General features: G+C 61.9%; 8 protein-coding genes. 6 read left to right on the forward strand and 2 right to left on the reverse strand.

What is annotated here, in order from left to right; translation table 11 throughout:
* The first annotated feature begins 88 nt into the window (after positions 1-88).
* The 4 genes from H3221_RS09410 (at position 89) to lapD (ending at position 3938) form a co-directional block, all read left to right on the forward strand.
* Complete coding sequence (locus H3221_RS09410) at positions 89-673, forward strand: UPF0149 family protein (protein WP_196474019.1); 585 nt, start codon at positions 89-91, stop codon at positions 671-673.
* Positions 674-718: 45 nt separating this feature from the next.
* Positions 719-1117: a YbaN family protein gene (locus tag H3221_RS09415; RefSeq protein WP_196474018.1), complete on the forward strand. Its 399-nt coding sequence runs from the start codon at positions 719-721 to the stop codon at positions 1115-1117.
* A 183-nt stretch (positions 1118-1300) separates the two neighbouring features.
* Positions 1301-1981 carry a cysteine protease LapG gene (lapG, locus tag H3221_RS09420; protein ID WP_196474017.1) on the forward strand — a complete coding sequence of 227 codons (681 nt, stop codon included), beginning with the start codon at positions 1301-1303 and terminating at the stop codon, positions 1979-1981.
* Between the two features lie 10 nt (positions 1982-1991).
* A complete protein-coding gene (lapD, locus tag H3221_RS09425; protein ID WP_196474016.1) occupies positions 1992-3938 on the forward strand; it encodes a cyclic di-GMP receptor LapD in 1947 nt (648 codons plus the stop codon).
* Between the two features lie 94 nt (positions 3939-4032).
* On the opposite strand, the gene H3221_RS09430 is transcribed toward lapD, so the two are convergent.
* Entirely contained in the window at positions 4033-4374 is a 342-nt protein-coding gene (locus H3221_RS09430) for a tryptophan synthase subunit beta (RefSeq protein WP_079784014.1), read from the reverse strand.
* Positions 4375-4525: 151 nt separating this feature from the next.
* Positions 4526-12649, reverse strand: a complete 8124-nt coding sequence (locus H3221_RS09445; protein ID WP_196474015.1) for a retention module-containing protein — start codon at positions 12647-12649, stop codon at positions 4526-4528.
* A gap of 445 nt (positions 12650-13094) precedes the next feature.
* Here H3221_RS09445 and H3221_RS09450 point away from each other — a divergent pair, with 445 nt between their 5' ends.
* Together H3221_RS09450 and H3221_RS09455 are read left to right on the forward strand one after the other, a co-directional pair.
* On the forward strand, positions 13095-14450 hold the full coding sequence (locus tag H3221_RS09450) for a TolC family outer membrane protein (RefSeq protein WP_196474014.1): 1356 nt from the start codon (positions 13095-13097) through the stop codon (positions 14448-14450).
* A 33-nt stretch (positions 14451-14483) separates the two neighbouring features.
* Positions 14484-16634: a type I secretion system permease/ATPase gene (locus H3221_RS09455; protein WP_196474185.1), complete on the forward strand. Its 2151-nt coding sequence runs from the start codon at positions 14484-14486 to the stop codon at positions 16632-16634.
* The last annotated feature ends 7 nt before the right edge of the window (positions 16635-16641 follow it).

The raw sequence follows: 16641 nt of genomic DNA on the forward strand, positions 1-16641 counted from the left end.
GTTAGTAGAGCGCCCGTGCTGGTCGCAGAGGCGGCGGTGAACTAGAATCCTTCCTCGTTTATCCCCTAAGCCTCAAGGTAACCCCACGATGTCCTTCGCTGAGCAACTGTCCCGCCTGCAAGCCTTTCTCGATGCCGATGAGCTGCACGAAGAGGCGTTGGACTACGTGGCCGCCCATGGCTACCTGACCGCCCTGGCGATCTGCCCGGATCAGGTACCGGAGCGTGAGTGGATCGATGCGCTGTTCGCCGAGACGCCGAACTACCGCAGCGACGCCGAACGCGAAGAGATCGAAAGCACGCTGGTCCACCTCAAAGCCCACATCGCCCGCCAGCTGGCTGGCGAGGAAGAGCCCGAGCTGCCGTGCGACCTGGAACTCGGTGACGAGCCGGATGACTCCGATCTGCGCGGCTGGTGCATCGGTTTCATGGAAGGCGTGTTCCTGCGTGAAGCCGTGTGGTTCGAAGATGCCGAAGACGAAGTCAGCGAATTGTTGCTGCCAATCATGGTCGGCTCGGGCCTGTTCGACGAACAGACCGAGTTTGCCGAGATCGCCCGCGACCGCGACCTGGTGGACAGCATGATCGACCAGATTCCCGAACTGCTGACCGCCCTCTTCCTGCTGTGTCAGGCTCCGGAAGAAAAACCCGCACTGCTCAAGCCCCGCCACTGACCGAACCCGCCGGGGCACTGCCCCGGCCGCCGCCAAGACCCGCACATGCCGCGTGACATCCAGCCAAGCCGCCATCGCAGTGTCCGCTACCTGCTGCTGACCATCGGCTGGCTGAGCGTGGCACTCGGGGTTATCGGCATCTTTCTGCCGGTGCTGCCGACCACGCCGTTCCTGCTCCTGGCGGCGGCCTGTTTCGTGCGTAGCTCACGGCGCTTCTACCTCTGGCTGGTCACTCACCCGCGCCTGGGCCCATGGATTCGCGACTACCTGGAGGGCCAGGGCATCCCGCTCAAGGGCAAGGTCTACGCCCTGGTGCTGATGTGGGCCAGCATCAGCTTCTCCTGCTATCTGGTGCCCATGCCCTGGGCGCGAGTATTCATGCTCGGCAGTGCCGTGCTGGTCAGCCTGTACATCCTCAAGCAGAAGACCCTGCCCAATCCCTGAGTGCTCTGCGTAGCCCGGATGCACTCCCCCCAGCGCCAGCCCCCCCGGATTGCATCCGGGCTACGGGAGCCAGTCACCTCCTCGACAACCTTTTGACACTACTTTCTCGTTCCAGCGAAGCGGCCGGCAAAAAGCCGACACCTCGCCTAGACTCTGCCAATCGAGCCTGGAGACGACGACCCCATGCGATGGCTGCGCGTTCAGGGATGGCGTTGGCGGCTGCTGATCCTGTGGATCGGCGGCGGGCTGCTGGCCGCGCTGGCAGTAGCCGATTGGGACTTCGCCGTGATCGTGAAGAACGCGGAAAACCGCTACGGCAACCTCGGCCCCGCACGCAACCGCATTCTCGACTGGGAAGAGTCGATCAAGAGCAGCACCAGCCTGAACGAGGCGGACAAGCTCAACGAGGTCAATCGCTTCTTCAACCGCACCATCCGCTTCGTCGATGACAGTCAGCTCTGGCGCGAGAACGACTACTGGGCAACCCCCGTGGAAATGCTGGTCAAGGGCGCAGGCGATTGTGAGGACTATTCCATCGCCAAGTACTTCACCCTGCGCCGCCTCGGCATCCCCAGCGAGAAGCTGCGCATTACCTACGTCAAGGCGCTGAACTACAACCAGGCGCACATGGTGCTGACCTACTACGCCAGCCCCACTGCCGAGCCGCTGGTGCTGGACAACCTGATCAACGACATCCGCCCTGCCTCACAGCGCAAAGACCTGCTGCCGGTGTACGCCTTCAACGCCGAAGGCCTCTATCTCGCAGGTTCCAATACGCGCAAGAGCGACACCAAGAAGCTCTCTCGCTGGCAGGACATTCTGAAAAAAATGCGTGCGGAGGGCTTCGCCATCGGCGAAGGCTAGGAGGAATCCCATGTCCCTACTCAAGCAGCTGTTTCTCGCCATCTGCCTGTTTCTGGTGGTGGCCTTCACCGGCAGTTTCATCGCCGGAGTGGAGAGCTCGCGCGAACAGTTGATCAGCCAGCTGCGCTCGCACGCGCAGGACGCCGCCACGGCGCTGGGGCTGTCGATGACCCCGCACGTGGACGACCCGGCAATGATCGAGCTGATGGTCAGCTCGATCTTCGACAGCGGCTACTTCGCCAGCATCCGTGTGGTGCGCATTGCCGACGACAGCGTGATCGTCGAGCGCAGCACCGAGATCAAACCCGACAATCTGCCCGGCTGGTTCGTCGATCTTGTCGATCTGCAGCCCCAGGGCGGCGATGCGCTGATCATGCGCGGCTGGGAGCAGGCTGCCAGAGTGGAGGTGCTCAGCCATCCACAGTTCGCCCTGGCCAAGCTGTGGGACAGCGCCCTCGGCAGCCTGTTCTGGCTACTGCTGTGTGGCCTGGTCAGTGCCGTGCTCGGTGGCTGGCTGCTGCGTACCCAACTGCGACCGCTGGACAACATGGTGCAGCAGGCGCAAGCCATCAGCCGCCGCGAGTTCCTCACCCTGCCGCGAGTGCCGCGCACGCCGGAGCTCAAGCGTGTGGTGCTGGCCATGAACCAGATGGTCGACAAGCTCAAGACCCTGTTCGCCGAGGAAGCCGCGCGCAGCGAAAAACTGCGCGGTGAGGCCTATCAGGACACCCTCACCGGCCTGGCCAACCGCCGCCAGTTCGACATACGCCTGAGCAACCAATTGGTGATCAACGAGCAGCATCCTGATGGCTACCTGCTGCTGCTGCGCCTCAACGACCTGGGCGGCCTCAACCAGCGCCTCGGCGGCCAGCGTACCGACGCGCTGATCGCCGCATTGGGCGATCAACTCAAGCAACTGCTGGCGTTACCGGAGCGCAGCCAATGGCTGGCATCGCGCAACCGCGGTGGCGAGTTCACGCTGCTTGCGCCCGGCCTCAATGGCGAAGACGCAGAGCGCCTGGCCAGCGAGCTCAGTGAAGCCCTGAACAGCCTGAAGCAGACCGGTGCCAGTGACTGCGATCCCGTTGCCCACATCGGTATTGCCGCCTTTCGCCCCGGCGAACAGAGCGAAGCCGTGCTGAGCCGCGCGGATCAGGCGCTGGCTCAGGCACAGAGCAACACAGACAGGTGCTGGGAGCGCCTCGACGACTTCATCGCCCGGACCACTCAGGGCCTGCACGACTGGCGCGCCTGGATCGACGATGCGCTGACCCAGGGCAAAATACAGTTGTACTTCCAGCCTGTAGCCGACTGTGCTGCGGGGACGCTCATGCAGCACAAGGTCCTGGCGCGTCTGCTCGATCCGGCTGGCGAAGCCATCACCGCCGGGCGCTTCCTGCCCTGGATCGAGCGCCTGGGCTGGGCCGCGCGCTTTGATCTGGCAATGCTCGAACATAGCCTGGCCCACCTCACACAACATCCTCGCCCGCTGGCGCTGAGCCTGTCTGCCGCAACCCTGCGCAATGAACAGGACAAAGCGCGCCTGCTCGATGTGCTGAACCGTCATGAGGACGTCGCACACCTGATGACGCTGGAAATCGACGAACGCCACCTGCCACCGCCTGCCGAGCTGGAAGCGCTGAGCCAGTCGATTCGTGAGGCGGGTTTCAACCTGGGCCTGCAGCATTTCGGTGGGCGCTTCAGCCTGATTGGCAACCTCACCCACCTGGGCCTGGCCTACCTGAAGATCGATGGCACCTATATCCGCGCCATCGACCAGGAGAGCGACAAGCGGCTGTTCATCGAAGCGATCTTCCGCGCCACCAACAGCATCGACCTGCCGCTGATCGCCGAGATGGTGGAAACCGAAGAGGAACTTGCAGTGCTGACCGAACTGGGCGTCCACGGCGCCATGGGCCGCCTTATCGGCGCGCCAGCGCCCTGGGGCAACCAATAATTGCAGGAGCCCCGCCCCAGGGGAGGTTCCAGAGGTTACAGGTTGTCGCACCGACTGCTTCGCCGCGGGGCGCGGCTCCTGCAATGGCGGGGTTCTAAACCAGATCGTGCTCGTCGTCGCCAAGCAGGCCGCTGAGGCCCTCGATTTCGGCACGGGCGATGGCACGCTGGTCGAGCTTCTGTCGCGCGGCCTCGGGCAGGTCGGTGTAGCGGATAACGCCTCGTTCGACCAGCACGCTGACCACGTCTTCCAGTACGCGCACCAGCTCCAGGTCAGACTGTTTCAGGCTGTCCAGGCGTGCCTTGACCTCTTCCTTGGCCTCGAGCCAGCTGTGTAGCTCCTCGCTCTCGACAGCCAGGTTCTCCGTCATACCCTCAAAGGGCTCATGTTCGACTCGCAACAAACGCCCGGCCGCGTCGCGCTGTACGTAAACCATCGCTGCCTCCAGCAAACGCCATAAAAAAGCCCGCTACTCGGAACGGGTAGCGGGCTTACTCTAGTTGAGTGCTCCAACTAAGGAAACTCTGATAAGCATTTCCCTTTGCCTGAAAGGCCGCCAGCGCAGCACTGACGGCCTCCCTCACACCTCAGGCGACCAACTGCTGGCTGTTCAACATGTCATCGATTATGTCAGCAGCATTGCCCATACCGCCGCCAAGCAAGGTGTTCTCCAGGGTGATGGTCTGATCGATGGTGGAGGTGTCAGCCACGTTGCCGGAGCTGGAAACACTGATCACTGTATTGGTGGCCGTGAAGCTGAAGCTCAGATAGTCATCCAGCACATTGGCGTCGCCGGAGTCGCTCACACCCACCAACAGATCGGACAGATCCAGCTTGTCGCCCAGGCCGAAGTCCTTCACGACATCGTGGTAGTTGCCGTCTCGGTCGCCAGCATTCCAGACGAAGGTATCGTTGCCGCTGCCGCCGAACAGCACGTCATTGCCGGTGCCACCGATCAGGATGTCATCGCCGCCCTGGCCGAACAGCCAGTCGTTGCCGGCGCCACCTTCGAGCTTGTCATCTCCTCCGACACCCGGTACCGACGCCCCCAGTTGCTCGGCATGCAATTGGATAAAGTCCATGATTTGCGCCTGGGTCGGGGCTGCGCCCAAGGTTATCGTCAGGTGATCGATCAGCACCTGATAACCCGGCGCCTTGCTGGCATCTATCCACAGGGTATTGAGCGAGTCACCGAACAGGTAGTCGTCACTTGCACCAGCTACCAGATGATCGTCACCCAGGCTGGCGTAGCCACCATCGGTGACGCTGCCGGGATCGAGTACCGCAAAAAGCTGACTCGGCGTGGTCACGATCTGCGGCTCGCCTACCGCACCGTTAACGGTGTTACCACCGAATGATAGTGACCCCTGCCCTGTGACATCGGTATTGTCGAAGAAACGCAGCACATTGCTGTTGACCCCGGTACCGATGCCGATGGCATGCACCTCGGCGCGATCCATCAGCGCCGTCGCATCATCCAGAGCCCGGTTGACGTCGCGGTAGTTCACCGTGCTGCCGCTGTTGCCGTTGTCATTGTTATAAGTGGTCGGGTCGCCATCGGTCAGGAAGTAGGCGAGGTTGTTATAGTCGTTGGCCTCCACCCCATCGAACCAGGCATTGGCCTGCTGCATCGCCGCCTCGTAGTTGGTGGCGCCGGAAGCAGTCAGCGCCATCAGCACGTTGTTAGGCGCCGCCAGGGCTAACTGGATCTGCGTCAGGGTACCGCTGAGCAACAGGCTGGAGCTGGACGAGAAGGAGATCAGCGCGATGTTGATCTGCCCCGTGTGAGTGCCCAGCTTGCCGACAAAGGCATTGACCGCATCCTTGAGCAACCCCAGCCGGCTGCTGTATCCCCCCGGGCCATCCGGATTGTCCGCCATACTGCCGGAACGATCGAGGATCAAGGCAATGTTGTAATTCTCCGCCGGTTTGACCACCGGAGGCTTGGCACCACCCAGATCGCCAACCAGCACATCATTGCCGAAGGTCCCTTCGATAGCCCCTTTGCCATCGTCGCACTGACTGGGCACATGATGGGGCACGCTGGAGTTCGGTGTGTCGTCGGCGTTGCTGCCGACTACCAGCACCGACTGGTCGCCGCGGATGCAGATATCCAGATCGGCCGTAGCGTGGTCGCCGTCGCCGTCGCTCACCACATAGGTGAAGCTCTGCGTCAGTTGCCCACTGGGGCCGAAGTTCAGGTTGCCTTGTGCGGAGAAGTCGAACTGCCCGATATCGTCGCCATCCAGATGAATCTTCAGCGTTCCGGTTGCGGTAGTGAGCGTCAGCTCAGCGGTCGCGGCATCGAAGCCCCAGGCGACAGTACCAGCCCCGCTCACCTCGATGCCGTCGCCGGCTTCATTGAGGCTGAAAGTCTGGCCATCGACGCTGACTGATTCGATACGCCCCAGACCGTCGGCGCCCAGGCTGTCGTTGACCAGAACGTCACCAGAGACGCTGCCGCCCAGATCGGCCAGGTCCAGCAGAGTTTCGGACAGGCTGTCAGGCTCGCTGCTGATCACCGAACCATCACTGGCGATCTGCCCCATGAAAGAACCCGTGAAACTGACACCCACGGAGTGCGCGGTAAAGCTATTGGTGGCGCTGTTGTTATCACCATCGACGTTGCCGATGAAGTTCGTCCAGTTGTTGGCGATCCAGCTGGTCAGCGTCGCGCCCTGCGCTCCGACGGTAGGCTCACCATCGGAAATGAAGTACAGCTTGTGCTGCTGCGCTGGATCGGCACCCGGAGCGTTGATGTCGCTGGTGATCTGCGTCTTGGCCACGCCCAGGGCCTGCTCGTAGTTGGTGAAACCACTGACGGTAAGACCCTCGACCGCCGTGAGCAGATCCGTGTAACCCGGATCACCCAGCGCGCTGAAGGTGAAGTCGCCGATTTCTGCAGCGCCCGAGTTGAAGGTGATCAGATTGACGTGCACCGGTGCAGAGAGGCCGGCATAACCCTGGGCAAGGTCGATCACCGCTTGCTTGAGGGATTCCAGCTTGGAACCGGCCATGCTTAACGAGATATCCAGCACCAGGGTGAGGTTCACCAGCGGTGGCGCGGCCTGCACGATGCAGTCGGGCTTGTCGCTGGCGGCAATGGGCACGTCATCCTGCACGTCGATCACCAGCGTCCCTGCCGCGAAGCCGGCGGGTAGCGGGTCGCCGTCGCCATCGGTCGCCTGCAGCATCTTGGAGAAATCGATGGGCTGCCCTGCCGTACCCAAGGTCTCGCTATCGTCGCCATCGCCCAGCGGATGATCCAGCGGACCTTTGAGCTCGAAGCGATAACTGCCGTCAGCACCCACCTCGAAGCTGAATACCGGGTAGCCCTCGACACCCGCCACCTCACCGATCAGGGTGGAATTGACCAACTGGTCGCCATCCCATTCGTACTCGACCCGGTAGCTCAGTTCGACGCCACCGGAGCTGAGCTGCTGCGTCAGCATCGAAGCCACATCACCGGTCAGGCTGAAGTTCCCCGGCCCATCGGCGCCGAAATCGACCAGCGCATGCAGCGTGCCGGCACTGCCTTCGACCACCAGTGTCTGGCCGGCCTCGGGATTGCCCAGATAGGGCGAGCCGAGCTGATCCTCGTGCACCAGGTGATCGAAGGTGGGCGCGCAATTCTCGTCCACGGCCTGATACTGCGGGTGCTTGGCAACGATCACCTGGGTTCCACCGAAGGCGCTGTTGCCACCGACCAGGTAGCTGCCCAGGCCTAGCTCGACGGGATTGATGACGTCACCATCGCCGTCGTAGAACTTGGTACCGGCCTTTATGTAATAGGCCTCGACGGTGCCGCCATAGGCCTGCTCGACCCAGGCAACGTAGCCTTGCGGGTGGCTCGGATCCTTGATGTCACTCCCGCCGGGGTATTCGATCTTGACCGCCTTGGTGCCGTCGACGGTGTCGACCAGGAACAGCACATGGGAAATGCCATGATCGATGTTCTTGGGATCGCAGCCACAGTCCTTCTCGGCCAGGGTTGGCACGTCGTCCTGCACGTTGATGACGAACAGACCGCCAGCCCCCTGCGGTATCTGCAGCGGGTCGCCATCACCATCGGTGATCGCCAGCAACTGGGTGAAGTCGATGCCAAAGGCACCGTCCGACGACCAGAGCTCGTTGTCATCACCATTTTTCAGCGGATGGTCGATTGGCCCCTGCAGTTCGAATCTGAAGTCGCCGTTGGCCTTCACCACCAGTTCAAATACCGGATAACCGCCTGCAACCGTGGCCGTCGCAGTAAGCGTGGTGCTGACCAGATTGCCGTCGTCATCGAACTCCTGGGTGACCTCGTAGTCGAGCGGCTCACCGCCAGACGTCAGTCCCTGGGCATTCAGCAACTCGGCTGCACTATCCTCCCCCACCAGGCTGAAATCACCGGGCCCATCGGCGCCGAAGGCCACCAGTGAGAGCAAACTGGCCGCGCCCGTCGTAGTACTGATCACTAGAGTCTGGCCGGGGCCATCCGGGTTGCCCTGATGGGGATCGGTCAGTTTGTCCTCATGTACCGTACCGCCTACCGGTGAAGGCGTCTTGACCGTCCAGGTGGCCTGGATATTGACATCGTTGTAGTCGTTATCGCTGGCGCTGGCGCTGTTGATATCCTCCCAGTTCTGGTTTCCGGGAGCGTCGTTGTCTTGTACATGGGTCTTGCCGGCGGGGTTGAGCGCCGGGTTGTCGAACAGTACATCAGTGCCGCCACTGCCGGTAAGCGGCTGACCATCAGCCACAGCCTGCCACTGCCCATCGATCAACTGGAACGTTAGCGCAGTGCCGTCAGGTACATCGTTCGAGGCACCATTGGGGATGATGAAGAAGCCCACTGACGCGGGATCGAGCCCCTGCAGCGTGATGAAATCATTGATCTGCATGGCGGTGGTATTACCCCAGACCAGCACGCCACTGACCGGTATGCCATCAGGCCCCTTGATGTAGTAGCCGTAGCTGTTGAGGTAGCCGGCATCACCGCCCTTGTAGGTAAGGGTCAGACAGTGATTGGGGCCGTCATCCACCAGCTCAGGTACATCGTCCTGCACGTTGATGACGAACAATCCAGCAGCATCGAGCGGCATATCCAGTGGGTCACCATCGCCGTCGGTAGCGGTGATCAACTGGGTGAAATCGATGCCAAATCCGCCTTCCGACGACCACAACTCATCGTCGTTACCATCCTGAACCGGATGATCGATGGGCCCTTGCAGTTCGAAGATGAAGTCGCCGTTGGCCTTCACCACCAGTTCAAATACCGGATAGCCTCCCACGGCAGTGGCCGTGAGCGTGGTACTGAGCAGATTGCCACTGCCATCGTGCTCTTCGATCACCACGTAATCCAGGGGCTCACCGCCAGAGGTGAGGCCTTGCGCCCACAGCAGGCTCTCTGCCGTATCGGCATCCACCAGGCTGAATTCACCGGGACCATCGGCGCCGAACGACACAAGGGCAGAAAGGCTTCCTCCACCAGTGACAGTGCTGACCACCAATGCCTGCAACGCACCGTCGGGGTTACCCGTGTGCGGGGTGCTCAGCAGGTCTTCGTGCACAATGCCACCCACAGCAGGTAGCTGCGGATTGGGTTCGTTGAGCGTCGGCACATCGTCTTCGATATCGATCACGAAACTGCCGGCATCGAAACCGTCGGCCAGCGGATCACCATCGCCATCGGTGGCTACCAGCACACCGGAGAAATCCAGCGCCAGGCTGTTGTCACCAAGGGTTTCGGAGTCGATACCATCATCCTCCTGATGGTCCAACGCGCCCTTGAGTGTAAACAGGTAGCTGCCATCGCTATTGACCTCGAGGCGGAAGACCTCGCTGCCACCTTCACCAGCCGTAGCGGTGAGCGTGGTGCCATCCGTAGACACGACGTAGAACAGCGCAACACCGCCGGAGCTCAAGGCAAGTGTCTGCAGTCCAGACAGCGCACCGGGCTCCTGACTCAGGTGGAAACCACCGCGACCATCGGCGCCGAAGTTGACCAGTACATCCAATGCGCCGATACCGCCCTCAACCGTGAGGGTCTGCTCAGGCTCGCTGCCGGGCTCGGCGTTGCCGTTACCCAAGGCATCTTCGTGCACCAGCCCACTGACCACCGGCTGTTGCGGATTGGGCTGGGCCGGCAACGGCACGTCATCCTGAATCTTGATGACGAACAGGCCTTTCGCGCCTTCAGGCAGCTGTAGCGGGTCGCCGTCGCCATCGGTAACGGTGAACAGGTGAGTGAAGTCAAGGCCGATGCCGCCTTCGCTCGACCATAGCTCGTTATCGTCGCCGTCATCGCTCGGATGATCGATGGGTCCTTGCAACTCAAAGCTGAAACTGCCATCGGCGTTGATTATCAGGGTGAATACCGGGTAGCCGCCAACTTCTGCGGCAGCCGTTGCGGTTAATGTGCTAATCGGGTTGCCGTCAGGGTCCGTGGTCGTGCTGATGCTGTAGAGCATCGGCTCGCCGCCAGAAGTGAGGCCCTGGGCACCCAGTACCTCTGCCACCGTTTCACTGTCCACCAGGCCGAATGCACCAGGGCCGTCAGCCCCGAAGGACACCAGCGCCATCAAACTACCGGCGCCACCCTCCGTACTGATCAGCAGACGCTGACCAGCTTCAGGGTTACCTGGATAAGGTGTGTCCAATTGGTCTTCGTGCACCGTGCCGCCGACGGGAGCCTTGGTGGTCCATGCCACCTGGATGTTCACATCGTTGTAGTCGTTGTCACTGTTGCCGTCGCTGACGTCTTCCCAGTTCTGGTTGCCCTGCGCGGCATTGTCGTCAACATGGGACTTGCCAGCGGGGTTCAACGCTGGGTTGTCGAACAATACGTCAGCACCACCGGCCCCATTGATGGGTGTATCGCCGATGAACGCTTGCCACTGCCCCTCCACGAGCTGGAAGGTTACTTCGGTGTTGCTGGCGGCGCCGTTCAAGCCCCCATTGGGAATGATGAAGAAACCAACCTCACTCGGGTCGAGCCCGTGAAGGGTGATCGAGTCGCCCTCTGTCAGGCCGCTGGTGTCGCCCCAGATGATCTGACCGCTAATCGGCTCACCATCCGGGCCTTTGATGTAATAGCCATAGCTGTTGAGGTATGACGCATCACCGCCCTGATACGTGATGGTCAGGCAGTGTTTGCCACTGTCCTCCACCAACACGGGTACGTCGTCCTCCACGTCGATCACGAAGCTGCCAGGGTTGAAGCCACCTGGCACCGCGTCGCCGTCGTAGTCGGTGGCGATCAGCAGCTTGGAGAAGTCCAGCGCGAGGTCCTTGTCGCCCAGCAGCTCGCTGTCATCTCCGTCCTTGCGTGGATGATCGATCGGCCCCGACAAGGTAAATACATACCCACCATCGCTGGTCACGACCAAGGTGAATACCGGCACGCCACCCGCAGTCGCTGTCAGTGTGCTCGTGCTGCCATCGTCCGAGACCGCAACTGAATAGACCAACGGTTCGGTAGCCGAGGTCAGAGCCAGCGCCTGCAGATCGGTCAATGCCTCAGGGTCGGTACTCAGCTGGAACCCCCCGCGCCCATCAGCCCCGAAGTTGACCAGCACATCCAGCGCCCCCGGATCACCCATGAGCTGATGGGTTTGCGCGGGCAGGTTGCCGGGTTCGGCGTTACCAATACTGACCAGGGCATCCTCATGCACCAGGCCTCCGACGACCGGAGGCTCACCTTCGCTTTCGACCAGCTCGGGACTGTCATCGTCGACCATGATGCTCAGGTTGCCGGTCGCAGGGGTGCCGTTGCCGTCCGTGATGGTGTAGGTGAAGGTAAGGAAGAGATCGTTCTCGTCGCTGCCTCCGGGCAGCGGCGGCTCGTGATCCAACGCGGCTAGCAGTTCAAATGTGTAAGTACCGGCCAACAGGTCGGTGACTTCGAGCGTGAAGACCTCCTGATCACCAGCGAAAGCCATCAACGTCAGTCCATCCAGACTCACTTCATAGCTAAGCGCCACGCCCCCCGAAGTCATCCCAAGCTCAGACAGCCCAGCCGTGCTCCAGGTGAAACCACCCGGGCCGTCAGGACCAAAGCTGTAGCCCAAAATACCGAATACCGAGGCAGCCTCACCGGGAAGATCGTTTGGACCGCCTGCAATGCCGCCTGACAAACCCTCCTCGTCGACTGCATTGATAGCCTCGCCCCCGGTAGGGGCACCGTCAACCTCGAGCACCACCGCGTCATCCGGATCGACAATCGGCTCGCCATCGGGGAATTCGGGACCGGTGCTGAGCCCTGCGGTGGGAAAACCTATCACGGGGTCGAGTGCGCCGCCGACCTCGCCGAGCAGCACGAAGGAGTGGCCGCCACCGACACCGCCTGCACCACCACCTGCACCCGGGCCGGCGGCGGTGGCTTCACCTTCAAGGGTCGGGTCGACGCCGGCCTCGATCGCCGCCTGCAGTCGCTCGACGTCGGTCAGATCGCTATCGCTGGGAACGGGGGGCGGCGCATCGGCCGTCGGAGTCTGCGAGTCGGGACTGGCGGCAAGCATCTGCGCGTCGAGCGTCATGCTGCTGTCGCGCCCAAGCGTCAGTTGCTGGCCGTTGGTCATGGCAATGGCCACCGCGCCAGAGGCGCCGGTTACCAGTTGCTCGCCCGCGTAGACCCGGTCTCCTTCACTGATCGGCCGGCGCGATCCGTCGCTCGCTACCGCGAACACTTCGCCGACAACCTGACTGACGACACCAATAAGAGTAGCCATGATTCCATCCTCACTACGGCTGCCGACCACCGCCGACACGTACCTACCGAAAGGGTCAGAACACCTTTTCGAAGCCGAGGAGAAACCCAAGACAGCTGATTGAAATGGAACGGCGCAAAATCCCAAAAACGCTACTGACAAAAAAATGTCACTACAACCTGCGTCGAACTACTCCATCAGATGAATCCCCGCCCTGTGATGCCTGACAACCCATTTCAGCTGCACAACCCACGGAAAATGAGGGTTTGCGCAGCTCACAGGTTCAAACAATGTGCTGCTTTTCGCAGAGTTCATAAGATTTTTTCTGAATATAGGTTGTGAAAAAAACATCTTAGGTTCTCCAAAAGTTGTTCTTAGCTCTGATGTTACAAGCCTGAAACGGTTTTACAGGCAAAAACGCCATTTTAATGGCGACAGGATAAGAACTCAGTCAGGAGAAACGCCAATGCGCACCTTGACCCCGCTATGGAGCGCCATGCTTTTGGCGACTGTTTGCAGCCAGGCGCACGCCATGAATCTCTCGGAAGCGATTCAAAGCACGCTGGACAATCACCCGGAAATCCACGCAGCCGCCAATAGTCGACTCTCATCGGATGAGGACGTGAAATTCGCGAAAGGGGGATATCTCCCAACGGTCGACCTGTTGGTCGGCTACGGTCGCGAGCAGACGGACAGCCCCAGTACCCGCGCACTGGGCGATCACAACAAGGAGACACTCAACTACCGCGATGCCGAACTTCGACTGAGACAGATGCTCTTCGACGGCTTCAATACCCCCAATGAAGTGGCACGTACCGAGGCCGTGGTGAACTCACGGGCCTATCGCCTGCTCGGCACCTCCGAAAGCCTGGCCCTGCGCACCGTCGAGGTGTACCTCGACGTGCTGATGCGTCGCGAAATGGTCACCCTGGCCCGCAACAACCTGCAGGCACACCAGCGCATCAACGATCAGATCGGCTTGCGCAGCCGCCAGGGCGTTGGCAGCACTGCCGACCTGGATCAGTCCGAAGCTCGCCTGGCACTGGCGCAGAACAACCTCTACACCGAAGAGGTCAACCTGGCCGATGCCGAAGCCAACTTCTTCAGCGCCGTGGGCCGCCTGCCGGATCAGCTGGAAAGCCCGGCTTCGATCAAAGGTGGCATGCCCGCCGATCTGCTCGCCGCACGGCAAACCGTGATGGACAACAACCCGTTCCTGAAATCGGCACAGGCTGACGTCCACGCCGCCGAGAAGCAGTACGAGGTCGCCAAGTCGCCCTTCTACCCGCGCTTCGATCTGGAGCTGGCGACATCGGCCGATGACAACGTGCAGGGCGATGAGGGTCACTACAACACCTGGCGAGCCGCGGTGGTGATGAACTACAACCTGTTCAACGGCATGCGCGACAAGGCCCGGCTGCAGTCGGCGGCGCACCAGATCAACGAGTCGATGGACATCCGCAACAACGCACTGCGTGTGCTCAACGAGAACCTCTCGCTGGCCTGGAACGCCATGGAAAACGCGCGTCTGCAAACCCCCAAGGCACGTGATTATGCGGACTACACCTCACGGGTTCGCGAGGCCTATCAGCAGCAGTTCAGCCTGGGTCAACGCACCTTGCTCGACCTGCTCGACAGTGAGAACGAGCTGTTCACTGCCAACCGCCGTTACACCGAAGTGCGCTACGGCGAAGAGTTCTCGATGTACCGCGTCGTTGCGGCAATGGGTGATCTGCTGCGTCAGCAACAGGTCGTGGTCCCGGCGGAAGCTGTAGCCCTCACTGAAGTGAAGAGCGAGGCACGTTTGCCGGATATGAAGTAGTACCGGCTTGAGGAGTAGTAGAAATTGACCACCATGGAACTGCCAGGGGCGGCCAGTGACCCGCGACTCAGCCACGACGATCCGCTGCTGGATGGTTTGTTGATCCTCTGCCGGCTACACGGCTGCTCAGCCAGCCGTGGCACCCTCAGTGCCGGCCTGCCCATGCCGGAGCAACGCATGAGCCCCGACCTGCTGCCGCGTGCTGCGGCACGGGCCGGGCTGCAGGGTCGCCTGTTGCAGCGTGACCTTGCCAGCATTTCCGCCCTCAACCTGCCCGTCCTGCTGTTGCTCAAGGACGGTCGCTGTGCGGTCTTGCGCCAGTGGGGGCCGAAGCAGCAGGCGCAGATCCTGCCCTGCGAGACCGATGGTGGCGAACAATGGGTCAGCCGTGAACAACTGGCCGCCGAGTACAGCGGCCGGGCCTTTTTTGCCCGCCCGCGACATCAGCTGGAGGAGGCCCGCACGCCGCTGGTGCCCCGCATCGAAGCCTGGTTCCGCGACACCCTCAAGCTGTCGCGCTGGCTCTACACCGATGCCGTCCTGGCCAGCCTGCTGATCAACCTGCTGGGCCTGATGGTGCCGCTGTTCGTGATGCAGACCTACGACCGCGTGGTGCCCAACCAGGCGACCGCGACGCTCTGGGTGTTGGCCATTGGTCTGTTTATCGGTACCGGCTTCGAACTGCTGCTCAAGGTGCTGCGCGCGCACCTGCTCGATACCGCAGGCAAGAAAACCGATGTGGTGTTGTCGGCCACCCTGTTCGAGCGCATCACCGGCATGTCGATGAAGGCACGACCGGCCACGGTGGGTGGCTTCGCGCAAAGCATCCATGACTTTCAGGGACTGCGCGATTTTCTCACTGCGGTGACGCTGACCAGCCTGATCGACCTGCCTTTCTCCCTGTTGATGCTGCTGGTGATCGGGCTGATCGGCGGGCCACTGGTATTCATCCCGCTGCTGGCCTTCCCGATCACCGCGTTGTTCGCCTACATCATCCAGGTACGCCTGCGCGATACCGTGCAGAAGAGTCTGCAGCTCGGCTCGCAACGCCAGGCGCTGCTGATCGAAACCCTCGGCGGTCTGGAAACGCTCAAGGCCTGTGGTGCCGAAAGCGAGCGCCAGCACCAATGGGAGCAAACCCACGGCGCCCTCACCCGCCTGGACGGCCATGCAAAATTCCTCGCCTCACTGGCCACCAATGGCACCCTGTTCCTGCAGCAGTTCGCCGGCATGGCCACTATAGTCGCTGGGGTCTATCTGATCATCGCCGGCAACCTCAGTGTCGGTGCGCTGGTGGCCTGCTACATGCTCGGCAGCCGCATCCTCGCCCCACTGGGACAGATCGCCGGGCTGATCACCCGCTACCAGCAGGCACGTCTGACCATGACCAGCACCGATGCCCTGATGGCCCTGCCGCAGGAGCGTCAGGACAAGCAACGGCCGCTGGATCGCACCCAGCTCAAGGGTGCCCTGGAAGTCCGGCAGATCAGCTTCACCTACCCCGAGCAGAGCGCACCGGCGCTGAACAACGTCAGCCTGCGCCTGGGCGCTGGCGAGCGCCTCGGCATCATCGGCCGCAGCGGTTCGGGCAAGAGCACTCTGGCGCGGCTACTGATGGCCTTCTACAGTGCCGACGAAGGGCAGATCCTGCTCGACAACCTCGACCTGCGTCAGCTCGATGTCGCCGACCTGCGCCACCAGATCGGTTACGTCGCCCACGACCTGCCGCTGCTTGCCGGCAGCCTGCGCGACAACCTGACCCTCGGCGCCCGATACATCAGCGACGCGCGCATGCTCGAAGTCGCCGAGCTCACCGGCGTGGTGGAACTGGCGCGACAGCATCCGCAGGGTTTCGAACGCCCGGTAGGCGAACGCGGCCAGTTGCTGTCCGGTGGCCAGCGCCAGGCCGTGTTGCTGGCCCGCGCACTGTTGCTCGACCCGCCAATCCTGGTGCTCGACGAACCCACCAGCGCCATGGACAACACCAGCGAAGACCTGCTGCGCCAGCGCCTGCACAAGTGGGTGCAGGGCAAGACGCTGATCCTCATCACCCATCGCGCCTCCATGCTCAGCCTGGTGGATCGCCTGGCCGTGCTGGACAACGGCCATGTGGTGGCGGACGGGCCGAAGCAAGCGGTGATCGAAGCCTTGCGCAAGGGCCGCGTCGGCCCGGCCAGCCTGTAGGAGCGAC

This window comes from Pseudomonas chaetocerotis (assembly GCF_015712105.2).
In the GTDB taxonomy this organism is placed as follows: Bacteria; Pseudomonadota; Gammaproteobacteria; order Pseudomonadales; family Pseudomonadaceae; genus Aquipseudomonas; species Aquipseudomonas chaetocerotis.